Annotated in this window: 27 protein-coding genes; all 27 read right to left on the reverse strand. The window is 37.1% G+C overall.

Going from position 1 to position 19905, the window contains the following annotated elements; all coding sequences use genetic code 11:
• Positions 1-6404: RHS repeat protein (locus tag N4A35_13880; protein ID MCT4582500.1), on the reverse strand; the 6404-nt coding region annotated here is incomplete at its 3' end.
• A gap of 270 nt (positions 6405-6674) precedes the next feature.
• Positions 6675-7331 carry a hypothetical protein gene (locus tag N4A35_13885; protein MCT4582501.1) on the reverse strand — a complete coding sequence of 219 codons (657 nt, stop codon included), beginning with the start codon at positions 7329-7331 and terminating at the stop codon, positions 6675-6677.
• Positions 7332-7466: 135 nt separating this feature from the next.
• Entirely contained in the window at positions 7467-8009 is a 543-nt protein-coding gene (locus N4A35_13890; protein MCT4582502.1) for a DinB family protein, read from the reverse strand.
• 75 nt (positions 8010-8084) lie between these two features.
• The gene (locus N4A35_13895) at positions 8085-8615 is read right to left on the reverse strand and encodes a Crp/Fnr family transcriptional regulator (protein MCT4582503.1); all 531 of its coding nucleotides are present in this window, start codon (positions 8613-8615) and stop codon (positions 8085-8087) included.
• A 75-nt stretch (positions 8616-8690) separates the two neighbouring features.
• Positions 8691-9173 carry a 50S ribosomal protein L17 gene (gene rplQ / locus N4A35_13900; GenBank protein MCT4582504.1) on the reverse strand — a complete coding sequence of 161 codons (483 nt, stop codon included), beginning with the start codon at positions 9171-9173 and terminating at the stop codon, positions 8691-8693.
• A 34-nt stretch (positions 9174-9207) separates the two neighbouring features.
• Positions 9208-10200, reverse strand: a complete 993-nt coding sequence (locus N4A35_13905) for a DNA-directed RNA polymerase subunit alpha (protein ID MCT4582505.1) — start codon at positions 10198-10200, stop codon at positions 9208-9210.
• 28 nt (positions 10201-10228) lie between these two features.
• Positions 10229-10834, reverse strand: coding sequence for a 30S ribosomal protein S4 (gene rpsD, locus N4A35_13910; GenBank protein ID MCT4582506.1), 606 nt, complete (start codon positions 10832-10834; stop codon positions 10229-10231).
• Between the two features lie 27 nt (positions 10835-10861).
• Positions 10862-11245, reverse strand: a complete 384-nt coding sequence (gene rpsK, locus N4A35_13915; protein ID MCT4582507.1) for a 30S ribosomal protein S11 — start codon at positions 11243-11245, stop codon at positions 10862-10864.
• A 19-nt stretch (positions 11246-11264) separates the two neighbouring features.
• Positions 11265-11642, reverse strand: a complete 378-nt coding sequence (rpsM, locus tag N4A35_13920) for a 30S ribosomal protein S13 (GenBank protein MCT4582508.1) — start codon at positions 11640-11642, stop codon at positions 11265-11267.
• Between the two features lie 21 nt (positions 11643-11663).
• Positions 11664-11780, reverse strand: coding sequence for a type B 50S ribosomal protein L36 (gene ykgO, locus N4A35_13925; protein MCT4582509.1), 117 nt, complete (start codon positions 11778-11780; stop codon positions 11664-11666).
• Positions 11781-11788: 8 nt separating this feature from the next.
• Positions 11789-12007 (reverse strand): translation initiation factor IF-1, encoded by a 219-nt coding sequence (gene infA / locus N4A35_13930; GenBank protein ID MCT4582510.1) that lies wholly within the window; start codon positions 12005-12007, stop codon positions 11789-11791.
• 1 nt (position 12008) lies between these two features.
• Complete coding sequence (map, locus tag N4A35_13935; protein MCT4582511.1) at positions 12009-12785, reverse strand: type I methionyl aminopeptidase; 777 nt, start codon at positions 12783-12785, stop codon at positions 12009-12011.
• Between the two features lie 4 nt (positions 12786-12789).
• Positions 12790-14115, reverse strand: a complete 1326-nt coding sequence (secY, locus tag N4A35_13940; protein ID MCT4582512.1) for a preprotein translocase subunit SecY — start codon at positions 14113-14115, stop codon at positions 12790-12792.
• Positions 14116-14132: 17 nt separating this feature from the next.
• Complete coding sequence (gene rplO, locus N4A35_13945) at positions 14133-14582, reverse strand: 50S ribosomal protein L15 (GenBank protein MCT4582513.1); 450 nt, start codon at positions 14580-14582, stop codon at positions 14133-14135.
• A gap of 44 nt (positions 14583-14626) precedes the next feature.
• A complete protein-coding gene (gene rpmD / locus N4A35_13950; protein MCT4582514.1) occupies positions 14627-14803 on the reverse strand; it encodes a 50S ribosomal protein L30 in 177 nt (58 codons plus the stop codon).
• Between the two features lie 10 nt (positions 14804-14813).
• Positions 14814-15332, reverse strand: coding sequence for a 30S ribosomal protein S5 (gene rpsE, locus N4A35_13955; protein ID MCT4582515.1), 519 nt, complete (start codon positions 15330-15332; stop codon positions 14814-14816).
• Positions 15333-15338: 6 nt separating this feature from the next.
• The gene (gene rplR / locus N4A35_13960) at positions 15339-15692 is read right to left on the reverse strand and encodes a 50S ribosomal protein L18 (GenBank protein ID MCT4582516.1); all 354 of its coding nucleotides are present in this window, start codon (positions 15690-15692) and stop codon (positions 15339-15341) included.
• Between the two features lie 25 nt (positions 15693-15717).
• Positions 15718-16269, reverse strand: coding sequence for a 50S ribosomal protein L6 (rplF, locus tag N4A35_13965; GenBank protein MCT4582517.1), 552 nt, complete (start codon positions 16267-16269; stop codon positions 15718-15720).
• A gap of 18 nt (positions 16270-16287) precedes the next feature.
• Complete coding sequence (rpsH, locus tag N4A35_13970) at positions 16288-16689, reverse strand: 30S ribosomal protein S8 (protein MCT4582518.1); 402 nt, start codon at positions 16687-16689, stop codon at positions 16288-16290.
• 24 nt (positions 16690-16713) lie between these two features.
• Positions 16714-17001 (reverse strand): 30S ribosomal protein S14, encoded by a 288-nt coding sequence (rpsN, locus tag N4A35_13975; protein MCT4582519.1) that lies wholly within the window; start codon positions 16999-17001, stop codon positions 16714-16716.
• A gap of 4 nt (positions 17002-17005) precedes the next feature.
• Positions 17006-17554 (reverse strand): 50S ribosomal protein L5, encoded by a 549-nt coding sequence (gene rplE, locus N4A35_13980; GenBank protein MCT4582520.1) that lies wholly within the window; start codon positions 17552-17554, stop codon positions 17006-17008.
• Entirely contained in the window at positions 17554-17886 is a 333-nt protein-coding gene (rplX, locus tag N4A35_13985; GenBank protein ID MCT4582521.1) for a 50S ribosomal protein L24, read from the reverse strand. Before rplX ends, rplE begins: the two co-directional genes overlap by 1 nt.
• Positions 17887-17899: 13 nt before the next feature.
• Positions 17900-18268, reverse strand: a complete 369-nt coding sequence (gene rplN / locus N4A35_13990; protein ID MCT4582522.1) for a 50S ribosomal protein L14 — start codon at positions 18266-18268, stop codon at positions 17900-17902.
• A gap of 9 nt (positions 18269-18277) precedes the next feature.
• On the reverse strand, positions 18278-18535 hold the full coding sequence (gene rpsQ / locus N4A35_13995) for a 30S ribosomal protein S17 (protein ID MCT4582523.1): 258 nt from the start codon (positions 18533-18535) through the stop codon (positions 18278-18280).
• Entirely contained in the window at positions 18532-18732 is a 201-nt protein-coding gene (gene rpmC, locus N4A35_14000; GenBank protein MCT4582524.1) for a 50S ribosomal protein L29, read from the reverse strand. Before rpmC ends, rpsQ begins: the two co-directional genes overlap by 4 nt.
• 13 nt (positions 18733-18745) lie before the next feature.
• Positions 18746-19162 carry a 50S ribosomal protein L16 gene (gene rplP, locus N4A35_14005; GenBank protein MCT4582525.1) on the reverse strand — a complete coding sequence of 139 codons (417 nt, stop codon included), beginning with the start codon at positions 19160-19162 and terminating at the stop codon, positions 18746-18748.
• Positions 19163-19187: 25 nt separating this feature from the next.
• Positions 19188-19895: a 30S ribosomal protein S3 gene (gene rpsC, locus N4A35_14010; GenBank protein ID MCT4582526.1), complete on the reverse strand. Its 708-nt coding sequence runs from the start codon at positions 19893-19895 to the stop codon at positions 19188-19190.
• Positions 19896-19905: the final 10 nt, after the last annotated feature.

Below are 19905 nucleotides of genomic sequence, written 5' to 3' on the forward strand. Positions count from 1 at the left end.
CCCCATGTGCTGCCTGTAGCATTTCTCTCGATATAATTGATGCCATAGGTGACTCCACTTTGTGTGGCCATGCTTCCACTGGTTATTAAACTGGTACTGGTGAGACTGGTTGGTCTTAATTTTCGGTCGGAAATGGTTTGTAAGACGTTGCCTAGGTGGTTACTTAGTTCGTATTGTTTGTGGTCTAAGGTTCTATAACTAAGGTCTACTGCGTTGACTGCTCCTGAACTTCCGCTTAGGGTGAGGGTTCTGTTTTTTTGGCTGTCGTAGAGCTCTAGGGAGGTGATTTTACTTTGGTTTTGGATTTTTAAACTTATATCTACAACCATTGGGGCGGCGGATAGGTTGTTTCGGGTGGCGACTACGACTCCGTTTTTTAGGTATTCTATGGTGGTTCCGTTGTTGCTTCTTCGTACCATGAGTTCGGTTCCTCCTGTATAGCTTCCATGGCTGGATTTGTAGCTTCCGTTTTCGTATATTTTTGCTCCTGAACTGATGGAACTGGTGTGCCAAGCGTAGCTGATCGTAAAGAGACTTGGGGAGGCATCGCTATAGGAGAGTCCTACGGCTATGTCTACATTGGAGCTGTTGGTGGCATCTAAGGTCCATTTGATGTAGCCGTCTCCGTTGAGTTGGTAGGCGGATGATGCGCCGCCATTGTTCCAACTGGTTCCTGTTTCTTTGAGGAGTTCGCCGTTGTTGATCCCTAATCCTGCTACGTTGACTAAGGAGAGTAAGTTGGGGTCTATTAGGTAAACATCTTCTGTTTTTACGCCTAATCGACTGCTTCCATAGAGCATGTATTCTTGTAGGCTGAGACTGGATGCTTCTCCGCTTGGTATGTTTTCTTTGTAGGTGGCCATCGTGTTGCCTTGGGCATCTAAGGTGTAATGGGTGATGGTTTGATCGCCATTGGTATGGGTGACTTTTTTGCTGGTTCTGTTGCCTAGTGGATCGTAGCTAAACTTGATGTTGGGCTGATTGCTTCCGGCTGTCCTGATGATTTCGACGACTTTGTTGGATACGTTCCATTTGATGCTGTCGATTTCTTCGGAAAGGTCTCGGGTGAGGCGCCCTATTTCATCGTATTGGTAATTGTTGGCGCTAAGGTTATCGATGTCTATTTCGTAGTTGCTGGCTGCTACATTGTCGGTGACTTGGTGCAGTTTATTGTTGGTTTTATAGCCTGCACTTAGGTCGTATATGTAGCTGAATTCGTCCATGAGGGTGTCGGTGGTTGCCGATTGGTATCCGTTTCGTTTTAGGTAAGTGAGGTTACCATTTCCGTCGTATTTATAAGTACTACGGTAATCGCCGTTATTGGTTGCGTTTATAAAGGTATTATTTTCGAAGATGCTGTGATTGCTCTGGTCTTTCCAGACTTGAGCACTTTTGATTCGGTTTAGGGCGTCGTAACTGTAACCGTTACCGTGAATGGCGATGTTGTTTTCGTTTTCGTCGGATATGGCTGTAATCATTTTTCCGATGTTCCCGTTATAGAGGTTATTGGCGGTTATGTTGGTGGTGTTGGCTAGAATGGCGCTATTGGCAGCACTTCCGATGGCTTGATAGTCGCCGGTATAGTAATGGAGCGAGATTCCATAAACGTCTTGTCCAAATTCGGCATTGAGTCCTCCGATCTTTCCGTCTTCTCCGAGATCGCGTTCTGCTTTTCCTGTGCTGGAGTTGATGGTTTTTAACCAACCGTGGATGGTATAGGCGTAGTCTTGGGCTTGGACTTGTTGGTCGCCGATTTCTACACGGGCGAGTGGTCCGTGGGGGTAATAGTAGTATTTGGCTTCTTTTTCCCAGATGATTCCGTTTCTACTGGTATAGGCTACGGTTAATCGGTTGTCGGCATCGTATTCGTATTGGTGGTAGAATTGGTCGTTCTCGCCGGCTTGGTAGGAGACTTCGTTGACATTCCCACTGACTAAGTCGTAGCTATAGTCGATGCGTTTTTGGGTTTGTCCGTTGGGCATGTTTTTGTTTTCTTGAATGATGGTTTTGACGTTTCCGTTGATATCGTAACTATAGTAGGTCGCGGTTTGGTGTCCTTGACTGTAATCGTCGTAATAGTGGATGTGGGCGATTCGGTTGCGTAGGTTTTCTCCGGTGATGGGGATGGTATATGTGGGGTTGTAATTGTTGTAGCGGGTGGTGATGACACTTTTTTTGCTGGTGGCATTGTGTACCCACATTAAAAAGGGATTGGTGGTGGTACTGAGGTTTCGGTTTAAAAAGTCGGTTGCGTCTTGTGCGGTGGTTTGACTGAGGGTTGTGCTTGGTTGGAGTTCTCCGGCTTGATAGGTTCTGCCTAGGGCGTCGTATAGGGTATAACTGTAGGTCCCGCGGGTTAATTGTTCGGCGTTTTGTGAGGCAATGATTCTTCCTAGGGCGTCGTAAAAGTAAATGGTACTGTCTCCGTCGGGGGTGTGTTGACTGGTGAGTTGGTTGAGCGAGTTGTATTTATAGTTGGTGACTAAGGTGTGTTGGGGATGGATGAATGAATATCCGCTTGTGTTTGCTCTGTAGTGTTGTACGGAGTCTATTTGTGCATTGGTTAAGATGCTTTTATGGATGACTGTGCCTGTGTTGTTTTCTTGGTAGAGTCCTGATGGGGGTACGGTTTTGATCTTGTTGCCGGCTTGGTCGTAGTAATAGAGGGTGTAATGGTATTCTTCTAGGAGGTAACGCATGGTGAAGGTTTCTCTTTGGGCCATGCTGTCGGGATGAAAGCAGGTGTTGGTATAGTGGTTTCGGTAGTGGGTTGCACTGTCGAGGGCTTGTTGTTGGACTTGGGCTAGTGCGTTTTGATAGGTGATCTCGTTGAGGGTGCTTACACAAGCATTGGTGTCTTGGGTAATGGTGTCAGCAAGGCATGTGAAATAGCTGGGTACTGCGAGTTGGTTGCTTCCGTTGGTGTTATTGTTTTGGTGAAAGCTTAATTGGTTGCATTTGGTGAGGATACTGTCGAGGGTGGTGAGGTTGTATCCTTGGGTGAGGTCTATGGAATCTAGGAGTTCATTGAATTGACTGGTGTTGATGCTTTGGACGTAGCTACTCCAGTTGAGGGTGATTTCTGTGATGCTTTTTTCATGGTAATCGGCTAAATAGGCGATGGTTTGATCGCATTTGCAATGGTCTTCTGATTCTTCTGGCCAAAGGCTGTATAGGCATGAGGCTACTACGCCTATACTGTCGAGGTAATGAGCGATTTGATAGTTCATGTTTTCGTTATGGTTTAGTCCATTGTTGCAGTTGTTTTGCATTTGTGTTTGGATATAGCTGCTGAGGGCTGCGGTATCGGTGATTTGGTCGATACATGCAAAGTTCTGCATAAAGTGTTGGGTGTATTCTGTTGCTTCTTGATGGCATAAGTCTACGACTTCTTGGGTGATGGTGGTGGTGTTGGGCATGGGTGGGGTGTAGTTTTCGAATACGGGGTTTTGGGGATAGCGGAGGATAAATCCTTCGGCTGTGATGCCATAGGTTCCTGCTAGGTAGAGGTTTGTGCATTTATTCTTGATGTATTGGTATTTTTCGTATTGGGTAAAGTAGGTGCTGGTGGCGTTGATAAAGTCGGCTGGTGTCATGATGCCTGATCCGATTACGCCAGTGCTATCGTGTAGCAAATGATAGATGCTGTCGATGGTGGTATTCGAAGTTGGATAGTCCGTCATTGAGGTGTCTTTTGCGATTTCTCGAATGTCGTAACCTGTGCCTAGGTAATTACTGAGGTGGGCTGTGATTGTCGATGGATTGGGGGTGTATGGGCTGTTGCAGTTGATTGATACTCCGCAGTCTTTGATGATCGCGCAGCATTCGCTTTTATAGGCGCAAAACTCGGGGTGTAGACGGATTAGGATATCGCTGTAGTTGTCATCCCAGTTAAGGTGTACGGTTTTCCAAAATTCTACGGTGTCTCCATTAAAGGTGATGTTTAAACAGTTGGAGAGTTGGGTATAGTCTGCAAATTCACTGGTGGTTTGCATCAGGGTGATGAGTTGGTTGTAGCGGTTGGGTTCGTAGGTACTGGTGTTTTGTAGGGGGTGGTTGTCGAAGTATTGTCCGCCTGGGGAGAGGTCGGCGGCTAATTGATTGTATTGGATTTGACAGGGTGTTTGGTCTCCGTCTCCTAGGTAATCGGCTATTTGGGTACAACTGTCTGTACAGGTTTTGATTTGATGGCGTAGGTTGGCTATGGTGTCGGGGGCATTGCTTGTGGTATAGTTGACTCCGTACTCAATGATGGTTCCGTTGCTATCTATTACGGCGACTACGTCTCCAGTTGGGGTAAAGTAGGTGGTGTCTCCTTTTTTGTTGACACTGGTGAAAGCGTCTCTACAGGCTTCTGAACAGGTGGGGTTACAATCGGTAATGGAGTCTATTGATACTGTTAGACAGGCGTTATTTTCGATGATGGTGTTGACTAGATTTAGTAAATGGTCGGTGTTTAATTTTAATATTTTATTGATTTTATAGGTACCGGGAGTGCTGATGTTGATGGTAAAGCTGATTGTTTCTTGGTGGGTTATGCCTGTTGCTGTGAGGGTTGTGCTGCTATCGGTAAAGGGGATTTTATTGCCATAAACATCGGTGATAAAGATGGTGTAGTCGTATTTACAGGGTTGGTTATTGAGGCAGCCAAAGTCTACGGCTGCGGAGTCTAATTGGTAGGTAAAGTGATAGGTTGTTGGATTGACCACGATAATGCTATTGGAGACGGTGATGTTGCCATTGGCGTCTAATTGATTTTCGTGACTTAGGTTGGTGGTGATGCTATCGAATGTGGGTTGGGTGTCGATGTCGGTTAAGTTTTCTGGGGTACTGCCTGCTAGCGCGGTGGCGATGGTTCTTCCATAGTTATCGTTATAGGTAATGCTGGCTTGTCCATTGGCATCGATTACGGCTTTTTTGGTGTACATTTTGGCATATCCGGCTTCGTTTCCAAAGAGGCGGTCTAGTTCTTCTTGGGTGGGTTTGCCATAGTGGTATTGGGTTTCTTTTCCGGAGCTTATTTTAAAGGTCTCTCCTATTCCGCTTTGGCGTTGGGGACGGTTGGTCCCATCGTTTAGGTATTGGGTTCGGATATAGCTATATCCTTGGGCTGTTGGGGTGTATTGTCCATTGATCCCAAAGGGACTATTGTTGGATTTGGAGTAATAGTGGGCGCTTCCTAATGAGTTTATGCTGTCGATGGGGTTCGGGGTTTCGTATTGGGTATCGGTATCGAAGTCCTGGTAGTTGTAAAGGCCTGTTTGGGGGGATTTGTTTTGGTTATTATAGAAACGGATCCCTTGATTTTGTTGGGGACTGGGCAGGGTTGTTATGGCTGGTCTACCTACGTAATCGTAGATGGTTTCTCCGACTACTGCTCTATTCTCGGTGCTTAGGATGGTGACTTGTTGGCGATTTCTTAAGGTGGGATCGTAATAGCTCATCATTTCTTTGCGTTTTCCGCCCTCGGCATAGCTTACGTTGTATTGCCAGTTTCGGCCTTGTTCTAGACCTGGATAGGAATAAGATGGGGTGGCTACTGTGGTGGTCGTGGTTTGGTGTTGGGTATATTGAAAGGTATTGTGGGGGATAAGGGTTCCGGTGGTGGCACTGGACCATTTTCCTTCTGTTCGATCGCCGTTTTGTTTGTTTTGTACGGCTCTTGCTCTGAAGATTAAGAGGCCTTCTGGGTAGGCGAGTGATATGTTATAATGGAGTTGACTGGTATTGATGCGGGTGGCGTTTTTAAAGTTATAATCATAGCTTTTATTGTGGGGGAGCATTGATGAGCCTGGGGCATCGATAAAAAGCCATTCTACGTCGTAACTCTCCGCTCCTTCTATGTGTGGCCAATAGATCTGGAGTTCGTTGGTGGGGAGCTGCCCTACTCCATCCCATTTTACGATGGGATAGTTGGTTGATAGGGGTTGGTATTTTTCTGTACTGAGGTTTAGGTCTAAATGGACATTAACGGGAACTGATCCGCTTACGTTGGTGATGGTGACTTTAGCTTTCGTGTAGGGTGAACTAGTATTGCTACTGATGAATTGTTGGTAATCAATGTCGGTATAACTCCCAAAGTTGCTATAGTCGATGGTTAAACTTCCTGTTTGAGTTACATTCCCTGGGTTGAGGGTCACGGTGTAATCTATTCTAAGTTCAAATGGTGTGGTTGGTATAGCCACGCTTTCTTCTAACCACAGTTTTAAATAGAGCGTCGATGAAGCGAGTTCTACACTGGTACAACTTGGGCTTGTAAGGCAGCTATAATCGGCATCTTCTACTTCTATTGTACTATTGACACTGATTTGATTTCCTGTTACACGGCTATGCTGAGGATAAATCCCTGCTGTCGTTGTGATGACATAGAAAAAGGATAGTAGCGTGAAAAGTAGTTTTTTCATGGGGTTAGTGAATAAACTTTTAGGGGTTGAACAAAATAGTATAATAATATACTCTATCTATGTATACTCATATACTCAATTGCCGTAAGGTAACTTCTTATGAAATAGATTTAAAATAATGTCTCTAATCTTTAGAACTAGATACCTTATAAAAACGAAAGTTTATTAAAAAACTGGTTTAAGCCCTATATTTGTTTCCCTAAATTATTTTGAGATAAATCACAGTTTGGTCACCACAACTTTTAACCAACATAAATAATTAAATTTGGCTTACTCCACATTATTGTTATAGGATTCAATTGCTCTATTTAATCCCCTTGTATACAAAGGGAGTGAAATATACATACCTAACGTTCCTACTCCAAAAAGCGCACCACCTGTGGTTGCTAATGCTTTTTTTTCTTTCGATAATCCGACTATACCTAACACTCCACCTGTTAGGAAAAGCATAACACTAGAACTTGCTGCATAAATAGACCTTTTATAGGTTTTATATTTTCTCTTTGATTGCGGGTACTGTCTAAAATAACTTTCAAGAACTAGTAAATTATCAAAAGAAACATATGTTTGAGTCCCCTCAAATTCTATATTGTACGTTACAGAAGTGCTTGTTGTAGGTCTTCCTCCAGCTTTTTCCATACCAAACGTTGGTGACCCTGCCTGTAAATCGATATTCTTCTCATGTGTATTTACATCAGAATGTAAGAGCATTTTCTTATTTAATAATGTTTTATCAAAACCTTTAATCAAAATAACACTGCTATCACTGAACTTTCTATAAAAACAAGAAGAGCACCTTGTTAATTTTATTTTTTTTCCAAACTCCGTTTTTAATAGCCTTAATGAATCTTTCGGTGTGTAATTAAACTGACAATAAGTAACTTTTGCTAATAATATTACCAAAAACAAAATTATGCTAGGTTTCATATAAAAATTAAATTATTTATGCAGAAACTAATCCGCTACAATCTTATTCATCCCCCCATTCTTCCTTATCCCCTCCAATGCTAATTTACTTTATATTCATCTTTAAAGAAATAGAACTATAGTTCTAACTAAGAATCAGTTTAACGCATTTATAGCTTGTACAACATGTCTTTCATTGTGATAAATTAAAAAGCGAAAGGTATCTCCTAATTTTAATTTGATTAACTTAGAGATTGTAATACTGGTTCTGATCTGGTTTAAGTTCGATGCTTTTGCTTCGGTTAATAATTTTATTAATTCGTTTTGATAGGCTATAAACTGCTCTATAGTCTTATTATCAAGTTTACTTCCAATAGGATTCTTGTCTTGAAATGTTTTCATTTTTTTGAACTTTCCCTCTTTTATTTTCATTGCATTTGCAAAATAATTACCTAACCAACCTGGGCGGAAAGTAACTGAGGCATTAATACCTTTTTGTTTTGCCATTCTTTTGCTTATCTCTGGGATATAAAAGGCAAAATATAAATTAAGGTGTTCAATACATTCTAATGCACTCCAAGAGGCACTATCTGGTCTATTATTTAACTGTTTAATTGGCAGCTGTTGTAAATCGGCTACTTTTTTGCTTAACTCTTCTGATAGGCTTATTAACTCGTCTAATAATTGATTGCTATTCATTTTTTATTGCAAAGTAAAGGCGTTGCTTTTTAATTATCCTTGATTGAAGTCAATGTTTTAGCTTATTCAGCTAACTTACATTCTTGACAAAGTTTCTGGAGCCATTCTTAAATAAGATGCTATATACTTCAGCGGGATTTCTTGAAATAATAGAGGGCTTCGTTTAAGCACTCTTTCATAACGTTCTTTAGGATTAGCAATTAACAAATCCATTTCTCTTTCCATTTGTTGTAAAATCAACTGTTCTAAAATAGCTTCATAAGCTTGCTGATATTCTTTCTTTTCCTCAATTAAACACTTAAAACGTTGTTTTGAAATTGAATAAACCTGGCTTTCTTTTAAAGCTTGAATATAGAATTGAGATGGTTGATTAGTAATAAAAGAATCAATTGCTGTTATCATGTTGTTTTGATAACCAAAACGGATGGTATATTCAGTTTCACCATCAACTGTATATATTCTAAAGGTACCTTTCTTAATAAAGTATAAATTAGAATTAATAATGCCCTTTTTATTTAGGTATTCATTTCTTTTAATGGTTAACCTATTTTCCCAAAGGTTTTGTGCATTTATTTCGTTAATGAGCAATGAAATTAAATTATTCATGATTCAAATATTTTACCAAAAGAAAAGGGATAACTCGTATGAATTATCCCTTTTACTATAAATAATAAGTAAATCTTATTCTTCTTCAGCTGCAGCTGAATCTTCTGCTTTAGGAGCAGGAGCTTCAGTTTTTGGAGCTGCTGATTTTTTAGATCTTCTTCTTGTCTTTTTCTTAGGAGCTGCATCAGCCAATAATAAATCGTTGAAATCAACTAACTCTATCATTGCCATTTCTGCATTATCACCTAAACGGTTTGGTAACTTAATAATTCTAGTATACCCACCTTGTCTTTCTTGTACTTTAGGAGCAACTGTTCTAAACAATTCTGCTGCAGCATCTTTGTTCTTTAAGTAGCTAAATACAGTTCTTCTAGAGTGAGTCGTATCCGTTTTAGATTTTGTAACTAAAGGTTCTACGTATACTCTTAAAGCTTTAGCTTTAGCTAAAGTTGTAACTATTCTTTTATGCTCAATTAAAGAACAAGCCATATTAGAAAGCATTGCTTTTCTATGTGCAGACTTACGTCCTAAATGATTAAATTTCTTACCGTGTCTCATTTTTCAAACTTTTCTTTATAGGATTTGAATATATTTATTCTCTATCCAATTTATATTTTGAGATATCCATACCAAATGAAAGTCCTTTAGATTCGATAAGGTCTTCTAATTCAGTAAGTGATTTTTTACCAAAGTTTCTGAACTTCAATAAATCGTTCTTTTTGAAAGATACTAACTCTCCTAATGTTTCCACATCTGCAGCCTTTAAACAGTTTAAAGCTCTTACAGATAAATCCATATCAACTAATCTAGTTTTCAATAGTTGACGCATATGTAGAGAAGTTTCATCGAACTCTTCTGCTTCAGCTCTATCAGCATCATCCAATGTAATTCTTTCATCAGAGAATAACATAAAGTGATGGATTAAGATTTTAGCAGCTTCTTTTAATGCATCTTTAGGATTAATTGATCCATCAGTTGTAATATCCATTAATAACTTTTCGTAATCTGTTTTTTGCTCAACACGAAAGTTAGCAATAGAATACTTAACGTTTTTAATTGGAGTAAAGATTGAATCAATAAAGATTGTACCTACAGGTGCGTTAGAAGTTTTATTCTCTTCAGAAGGAACGTAACCTCTACCAGAAGCAATAGTCATTTCAATGTTCAACTTAACAGAAGATTCCATTTTACAAATTACTTGCTCAGGATTTAAGATCTGAAAAGATGAAGTAAATTTACCGATGTCTCCAGCAGTAAATGTATCTTGACCAGAAATATTGATAACTATTTTTTCTGAATCTGTATCTTCGATTTGTTTCTTAAAACGAACTTGTTTTAAGTTTAAGATAATTTCAGTTACATCTTCAACAACTCCTTTAATAGTATCAAATTCGTGTTCTACTCCTTCAATTCTAACAGAAGATATTGCATGCCCTTCAAGAGAATTTAATAAAATTCTTCTTAAAGCATTTCCCACTGTAATACCATAACCTGGCTCTAGTGGTCTGAATTCGAACTGACCAAAAGTGTCAGTTGAATCTAGCATGATAACTTTATCTGGTTTTTGGAAATCTAAAATTGCCATTTTAATTGTTTTATTATTCGTTCAACTATTATTTAGAATATAACTCAACGATAAGTTGTTCTTTTATATTCTCAGGAATTTGATCTCTATTAGGGACAGTATTAATTTGTCCTGACATAGTAGATGCATCCCAATCTAACCATTCGTGCTTTGTATTTGTAGCTGCTAAAGAATTGTTAATAACCTCTAAAGATTTAGACTTTTCTCTTACTCCTACTACATCTCCAATTTTAACACTGTAAGAAGGGATATTTAAAACTTTTCCGTTAATAGTTATGTGTCTATGAGAAACTAACTGACGAGCAGCATTACGAGAATTAGCGATACCTAAACGATAAACGATGTTATCTAATCTAGTTTCACATAATTGTAACAATACCTCACCTGTAATTCCTGACTTAGCATTTGCTTTCTTAAATAAATTAGAGAATTGACGCTCTAAGATACCGTAAGTATATTTAGCTTTTTGCTTTTCTGCTAATTGAATTGCATATTCTGACTGCTTCTTTCTTCTTCTGTTATTCCCGTGCATTCCTGGAGGATAGTTCTTTTTCTCTAGAACTTTATCTGCTCCAAAAATTGGTTCATTGAATTTACGAGCAATCTTCGATTTTGGACCTCTATATCTAGCCATTTTAAATAGTAATTTCTATAAATTAAATTAAACTCTACGTCTTTTTGGAGGACGACATCCATTGTGTGGTAATGGAGTAACATCGATAATTTCAGTTACTTCGATTCCGCTGTTATGAATACTTCTTATTGCTGATTCACGTCCAGAACCAGGTCCTTTAACGTAAACTTTTACTTTTCTTAATCCAAATTCGTGAGCTTCTCTAGCGCATTCTTCTGCTGCAACTTGAGCAGCGTAAGGTGTGTTCTTCTTAGAACCTCTGAATCCCATTTTACCAGCAGAAGACCAAGAAATAACTTGCCCTGATGCGTTAGTTAATGAAATAATTATATTGTTAAAACTAGCTTTAATGTGCGCTTGTCCTACAGGTTCTACAACAACCTTTTTTTTCTTTTTTTGTGACTTAGCCATAATTAAAAAAGATTATCTTTTATTTAGTTGCTTTTTTCTTGTTAGCAACAGTTTTCTTTCTTCCTTTTCTTGTTCTTGCGTTATTCTTTGTTCTTTGTCCTCTCAAAGGTAATCCCATACGGTGACGTATACCTCTTTGACATCCAATATCCATTAAACGCTTGATGTTCAATTGGATTTCCGAACGTAATGCTCCCTCAACAGTGATTTCTTCACTGATGATATTACGAATGGTTCCTGTTTGTTCATCATTCCAGTCTTGAACTTTAATGTTCTCATCTACACCTGCTTTGTCTAAAATTTTCTTAGCGGTGCTTCTTCCAATACCATAAACATAAGTTAAAGCGATTACGCCTCTTTTGTTTTTTGGTATATCAATACCTGCAATCCTTGCCATATTCTAGTTTAAATTGTTTTTTTAGCCCTGACGTTGTTTAAACTTCGGGTTCTTTTTGTTGATTACATACAATCTTCCTTTCCTTCTAACGATTTTACAATCGGCAGAACGTTTCTTTACTGAAGCTCTTGTTTTCATTGTACTTTTTATTTATATCTAAAAGTTATTCTTCCTTTTGTTAAGTCGTATGGCGACATTTCAACCTTAACACGATCTCCTGGTAGAATACGAATATAAAACTTTCTCATCTTACCAGAAATATGGGCAATGATTGTATGTCCATTTTCTAATTCTACACGAAAAATGGCATTTGGTAATGCCTCTAAAATTGTTCCGTCTTGTTCTATAGCTGCTTGTTTAGCCATACTATTTATTATTTAATACTTCTTCTATATAATCAAATGTAGATAAGACATCTGCCTTACCTTTCATTACTACTACATCATGCTCAAAATGAGCAGAGGGTTTTCCATCTTTTGTTCTGATCGTCCAACCGTCCTTATCTTGTCTAATGTCTTTAGTCCCCATATTAATCATTGGTTCAATTGCGATAACCAAACCTTCTTTTAATAAGAGACCTTTCCCTCTTCTACCATAGTTAGGTACTTCAGGTTTTTCATGTAATTTCTTTCCTAATCCATGACCAACCATTTCTCTAACAACTCCATATCCATTGGCCTCAGCATGCGATTGAACCGCATAACCAATGTCACCAATTCTTTTACCTGCTACGGCATTTTGGATTGCAAAGGTAAGACTTTCTTTCGTAACTTCAAGTAATTTTTTAATTTCTTGTGAAACTTCCCCTATTTCAAAGGTATAAGCGGAGTCTCCATAGAACTCATTCATCAAAACTCCACAATCGACTGAAACGATATCTCCATCTTCTAATGGTTTGTCTGATGGCAATCCATGAACGACTGCATCATTAACAGAAGTCAGCAGTGTACTTGGACAATCGTATAAGCCTTTAAACCCAGGAACAGCTCCATTATCTCTGATAAACTCTTCTGCAATTTTATCTAAATAAGCTGTAGTTACTCCTGGTTGAATTAGTTTAGCGACTTCTGCTAAGGTCTTACCTACTAAAAGGCAACTCTCTCTTTGGATTTCAATTTCTTCTTTCGTTTTATAATAAATCATTCTATTATAAAGATTGCGTCATTGAAACTGCAGACTGAGTATTTGTTCTACCTTTTATTCTTGTTCCTTTCATTAAACCATCATAATGACGATTTAACAAGTGGCTTTCTATTTGTTGTAATGTATCTAACACTACTCCTACCATAATTAGTAAAGATGTTCCTCCATAGAAGTAAGCGAAACCTGTACTAATCCCTGCGTTCATTGCAAAGGCTGGTAAGATGGCTATAATTCCTAAGAATATTGATCCAGGGAATACAAGCTTTGAAATGAGGTTATCAATAAACTCTGCTGTTGATCTTCCTGGTTTAACACCTGGAATAAAAGATCCATTTCTTTTCAGCTCATCAGCCATTTGATTAGGGTTCATTGTTATTGCAGTATAGAAGTAAGTAAATACAACAATTAATGCAAAGAATAACAAATTGTACCAAAGTCCTGAGACATCACTGAAAGCGTTACCAACAGAACCTCCAAACAAAGCAGGAATAAACATCAATGCTTGAGCAAAGATAATTGGCATTACTCCTGATTGATTGACTTTTAATGGAATATAACTTCTTTGTCCACCTGCTACAGCTTGTCTATTACCTCTACCGATAACTCTTTTTGCTGTTTGAACTGGTATTCTTCTGGTTCCTTGAACTAATAGTATCGTTAATAAGATAACAAATAGTAAGACTACGATTTCAACTAGTAATAATACCATACCACCTCCAGTCAATTTAGAACCTAATTCGGCAAAAAATGCTCCTGGTAAGTTGGCAATAATACCAATTGTAATAATTAAAGAAACTCCGTTTCCTAATCCTCTATCTGTAATTCTCTCTCCAAGCCATGTAACGAACATTGTTCCTGCAGTTAAAATAGCTACCGTTTGCGTCCACCATAAGAAGTCAGCATTAGCTGGTAAATAATCCTTGGCATAAGCTGCGATATAAGTAGGACCTTGGAATAAACAAATTACGATTGTTAGTAAACGTGTATAACGTGTAATTTTCTTACGTCCACTTTCTCCTTCTTTTTGCATTTTTTGAACAGCTGGCACCGCCATTCCCATTAACTGCATCACAATTGAAGCTGAGATATAAGGCATTATACCTAAAGCCATAATAGAGGCTCTTGAAAAAGACCCTCCAGCAAACATATCAATCAAAGAAAGAATTCCTCCTTGAGTTGATTTTGCATCCATTATGGACGAATTAATACCAGGTAAAATGATATATGATCCTATTCTATATACCAATATTAAAAGAAGCGTATATATAATACGCTTTCTTAAATCTTCAACACTCCAAATGTGTTTTAATGTTGTTAAAAACCTTTTCATTAATCAATTTGTTGTAATTATTTAATTACTTCTGCAACCCCACCTTTTGCTTCAATTGCTGCTTTAGCTGAAGCTGAAAAAGCATTTGCTTTTATAGTAACTTTCGCATTTAATTCACCTCTATTTAAGATTTTAACTAAATCTTTCTTAGAAGCTAAACCATTTGCAACTAATACTTCAGGGGTGATTTCTGTAATATTTTTATTATCAACTAAACTTTGGATAGAATCTAAATTAATCCCTTTGTATTCAACTCGATTAATATTTTTAAATCCAAATTTAGGAACTCTTCTTTGAAGTGGCATTTGTCCACCTTCGAAACCAATTTTACTGCTGTACCCTGAACGAGATTTAGCACCTTTATGACCTCTTGTAGAAGTTCCACCATATCCAGATCCTTGACCTCTACCAATTCTCTTTTTGTTTTTTGTAGAACCCTTTGCTGGTGTTAAATTATTTAATTTCATTTCAATTTTTTTTATCAAATTAATAGTAAACTTAGTGGAGTTAATTATTTAACTACTTCAACTAAATGTTCTACTTTTTTAATCATTCCCAAAATTTGAGGTGTAGCTTCGTGCTCTACAACTCTGTTCATTTTGTTAAGACCTAAAGCTTGCATAGTAAGCTTTTGATTTTTAGGTCTATTTATAATGCTACGTACTTTTTTTACTTTAATAGTTGCCATGGTTATTGTATTACCCGTTAAACACTTTCTCTAAAGAGATTCCTCTTTTTCTTGCAACAGCATTGGCATCTCTCATTTCTCCTAACGCTTTGATAGTAGCTTTAACTACGTTGTGTGGGTTAGATGATCCTTGAGATTTTGCTAATACGTTATGAATCCCTGCGCTTTCTAACACAGCACGCATCGCACCACCTGCAATTACTCCTGTACCTTCAGAAGCTGGTTTTAAGAAAACCTTAGCTCCGTCAGATTTGATTAAAATTTCATGAGGAACAGTGTTGTTCACTAACGCTACTCTAACTACATTTTTCTTAGCATCATCAATTGCTTTAGAAATAGCTTCAGTTACCTCATTTGCTTTACCAAGTCCATGTCCTACAAGACCATTTTCATCTCCTACTACTACTATTGCAGAGAAGCTGAAGTTACGTCCTCCTTTAGTAACTTTAGTAACACGATTAATTGCTACTAATTTATCTTTCAACTCTATTTCACTAGAGTTCATTTTTTTTGTATTCACCTTAGACATCGTATTTTAAAATTTTAATCCTTTTTCTCTAGCTGCTTCAGCTAATGCTTGAACTCTTCCGTGGTATAAAAACCCATTTCTATCAAAAACGCATGCTTCAATTCCTGCACTTAATGCTTTTTCAGCGATCTCAGTACCTACAATTTTAGCTTGCTCAATTTTGTTAATATTTTGAGCTTTTTCATTTTTAAGTGATGAAGCTGATAATAAAGTTCTACCAGTAACATCATCAATTAATTGAGCATACATTTGTCTGTTGCTTCTAAAAACAGATAATCTTGGTTTTTGCTCAGAACCGTTTATATTTTTACGGATTCTTCTTTTTATTCTTTTTCTTTTTTCTAATTTCGATAAAGCCATTTTCTTAATGTATTAAATTCAAGAATTACCCAGCAGTTTTACCAGCCTTTCTTCTAATTTCTTCACCTTGAAAACGTACTCCCTTTCCTTTGTAAGGCTCTGGCTTTCTAAGTGATCTAATTTTAGCAGCTACTTGACCAACTAATTGCTTGTCATGTGAAGTAAGCTTAATTAAAGGATTTTTCCCTTTCTCAGATACAGTTTCTAATTTCACCTCTGATGGGATTTCAAAAACTATTGGATGAGAAAATCCTAATGCTAATTCTAATCTTTGACCTTGTGAAGATGCTCTATATCCAACCCCTACCAATTCTTGCACTGTAGAGAATCCTTTAGATACGCCTTCAACCATATTGTTAACTAATGAACGGTATAAACCGTGCTTAGCTTTAACATCTTTAGCTTCAGAACTTCTTTCTACAACAACTTCACCATCACTTACAGATAATGAAATTGATTTATCAATTGTTTGAGTTAACTCTCCTAACTTACCTTTTACAGTAACAACGTTATCTTCTGAGATATTTATTTCAACACCTTCTGGTATGCTAATTGGTGCTTTTCCTATTCTTGACATTTCTTTAAATCTTTAATTTTAATGAACGTAGCAAAGTACTTCACCACCTACATTCTCCTTTCTTGCTTCTTTATCTGTAATTACTCCTTTTGAAGTTGAGATAATAGCAATTCCTAAACCATTTAATACACGTGGCAAGTTATCTGCACTAGCATATTTTCTTAAACCTGACTTACTAATTCTCGTTAAGTTAGAGATTGCAGATTCTTTTGTTTGTGGATGATATTTTAAAGCAATTTTAATAACTCCTTGTTTATTATCATCAATGAATTTATAATTTAAGATATACCCTTTTTCGAATAAAATCTTCGTCATTTCTTTCTTTATATTCGAAGCTGGTATTTCAACTACTTTATGATTTGCTTTAATTGCGTTTCTCAATCTAGTTAAGTAATCAGCTATTGGATCAGTAATTTTCATATTCTTTATTTCTTATATTTCTAATTACCAGCTAGCTTTTCTTACTCCTGGTATTTTACCAGCTAACGCCATTTCTCTAAACGTCACACGAGAGATTCCAAATTGTCTCATATATCCTCTTGGACGACCTGTTAACTGACAACGATTGTGTTTTCTAATATACATTGAATTCTTAGGAAGTTTTTGTAATGCTAACATAGCATCCCAATCTCCTTCTGCAGCAGCTTTTCTTAAAGCAGCTCTTTTTTCAGCGTAACGATCTGTTAAACGAGCTCTTTTAAGCTCTTTAGCTTTCATTGATTCTTTTGCCATCTTCTTATTTTTTTGCAAAAGGAAAACCAAATTGCTCTAATAAAGCTCTCCCTTCTTCGTTCGTATTTGCAGATGTAACGATTGTTATATCCATTCCTAAAATTCTGTTTACCTTATCAATATTGATTTCTGGGAATATGATGTGTTCTTTTACTCCAATAGTGAAGTTTCCGCTTCCATCTCCTTTAGATTGAACTCCTCTAAAATCTCTAGTTCTTGGTAATGATACTGTAATTAATCTGTCTAAGAACTCGTACATTTTTTCTCTTCTCAATGTAACTTTAGTTCCTACAGGCATTCCTTTTCTTAATTTAAAGTTAGAAACATCCTTTTTAGACAAACAAATTTGAGCTTTCTGACCAGCGATTTCAGTTAATTCTTTAACTGCTGATTCAGCAATCTTCTTATCTGCTACAGCTTCACCAATTCCTTGGCTTAATACTATCTTCTCAATTTTTGGTACTTGCATGATTGTGTTGTACCCAAACTTTTCCTTTAGTGCTGGAACGACTTCGTTCTCATAAACACCTTTTAATCTTGGTGAATAGCTCATTACTTAATTACCTCCCCTGATTTTTTAGCGAAACGAACTTTTTTGTTGTTTTCGTCGAATTTATAACCAACTTTAGTAGTATCTCCAGATACAGGATCAACTAACATCACATTAGATACGTGTACTCCGTAATCTAATTCTACAATCCCGCCTTCAGGATTTGCTTTATCTGTTTGTGGCTTAACGTGTTTTTTTACTTTTTTCGTCAAACCTTCAATAAATACGCGGTTCTTCTTTGCGTCGATATCTAGGATTTCTCCTTGCTGACCTTTTGCCGCTCCGGCAATTACTTTTACAGTATCACCCTTTTTTATTCTATAATTCGTCTTCATATCTTTTAAATGACTATAATACTTCAGGAGCCAAAGATACAATTTTCATAAATTGTTTATCTCTTAACTCTCTTGCAACAGGTCCAAAAATACGAGTACCTCTCATTTCTCCACCTGTATTTAACAATACTACTGCATTATCGTCGAATCTAATATAAGATCCGTCTGCTCTTCTTACTTCTTTCTTTGTTCTAACTATAACAGCTTGTGAAACTTGTCCTTTTTTAACACTTCCTGATGGTAATGCATTTTTAATAGTCACAACTATTTTATCACCAACAGAAGCATATCTTCTTTTTGTTCCACCTAAAACTCTTATACAAAGCACTTCTTTAGCACCACTATTGTCTGCTACTGAAAGTCTACTTTCTTGCTGTATCATTGTAATTAATTATTTAGCTCTTTCAACTATTTCTACTAGTCTCCAATTCTTTCTTTTACTTAATGGACGAGTCTCCATTATTCTAACTGTATCACCTTCGTTACAATCATTTTTCTCGTCGTGCGCTACAAATTTAGTAGATTTTTTCATAAACTTACCATACATTGGATGTTTTACTTTTCTTTCTACTGTTACTACGATAGATTTCTCCATCTTATTACTTGTAACCACCCCAACTCTTTCCTTTCTTAAATTTCTCATAACTATTTTGCTACTTCAAGATTTCTACTAGTTAATTCGGTTTTAATTCGAGCTATAGTTCTTCTATAATTTTTAATTTGAATTGGATTCTCCAACTCAGCGATTTTGTGATTGATCATTAGCTTTGATAATGTAGCTTTATTTTCTACTAAAAGCTCTTGCAAATCAGCGACACTTAGTTCTTTTAATTCTGTTGCCTTCATAACTTCTTTTAATTTATGCGTAATCTCTACGCACTACAAATTTGGTTTTAACAGGTAACTTTTGTGCTGCTAATCTCATTGCCTCTTTAGCTACCTCAAATGGAACTCCATCACATTCGAACATGATTCTTCCAGGTTTAACTGGAGCAACCCAGTGACTTGGAGCACCTTTACCTTTACCCATCCTTACCTCTGCTGGCTTAGCTGTTAAAGGCTTGTCTGGAAAAATTCTAATCCAAACTTTTCCTTCCCTTTTCATATAACGAGTTACCGCGATACGTGCAGCCTCAATTTGTCTAGAAGTAATAAATCCTTCATCTAAAGATTTGATTGCAAAAGATCCGAATGAAATTTGGCTTCCTCTTTGCGCCAAACCTTTCATTCTTCCTTTCTGAACTCTTCTAAACTTTGTTCTTTTTGGTTGTAACATTACTTAATTCTTTTAGTGCTTCAAATTAATTTCTCTTTCTCTTTCCGGCTCCAGAACCTCTTTTAGAACCACCTTTAGCCATTCCAAAATTAGGACTTAAATCTCTTTTACCGTAAACTTCACCTTTACAAATCCATACTTTTACACCGATTCTTCCGTACGTTGTATGTGCTTCAGCTAAAGCATAATCAATATCAGCTCTGAAAGTATGTAATGGTGTTCTACCATCTTTATATTGTTCAGAACGCGCCATTTCAGCTCCGTTCAATCTTCCAGAAATCTTAACTTTTATTCCTTCAGCTCCCATTCTCATTGTAGAAGCAATAGCCATTTTAATAGCACGTCTAAAAGAAATTCTTCCTTCGATTTGTCTTGCGATACTATCAGCAACTAATTGAGCGTCTAACTCTGGTCTTTTGATTTCAAAAATATTGATTTGAATCTCTTTACCAGTAATTTTCTTTAACTCTTCTTTTAGTTTATCAACTTCAGCACCACCTTTCCCGATAATAACACCTGGTCTTGCAGTATTGATAGTAATTGTAACTAATTTTAAAGTTCTCTCAATAATTACTTTAGATACACTTGCTTTTCTAAGACGAGTAGAGATATACTTACGTATTTTATCATCTTCAACAATCTTAGCAGAATAATCTTTTCCACCGTACCAGTTAGAATCCCATCCTCTGATGAATCCTAATCTATTTCCTATTGGATTAGTTTTTTGTCCCATTAATATTGTC

The sequence above is a fragment of the Flavobacteriales bacterium genome (assembly GCA_025210295.1).
Lineage (GTDB): Bacteria > Bacteroidota > Bacteroidia > Flavobacteriales_D > Parvicellaceae > S010-51.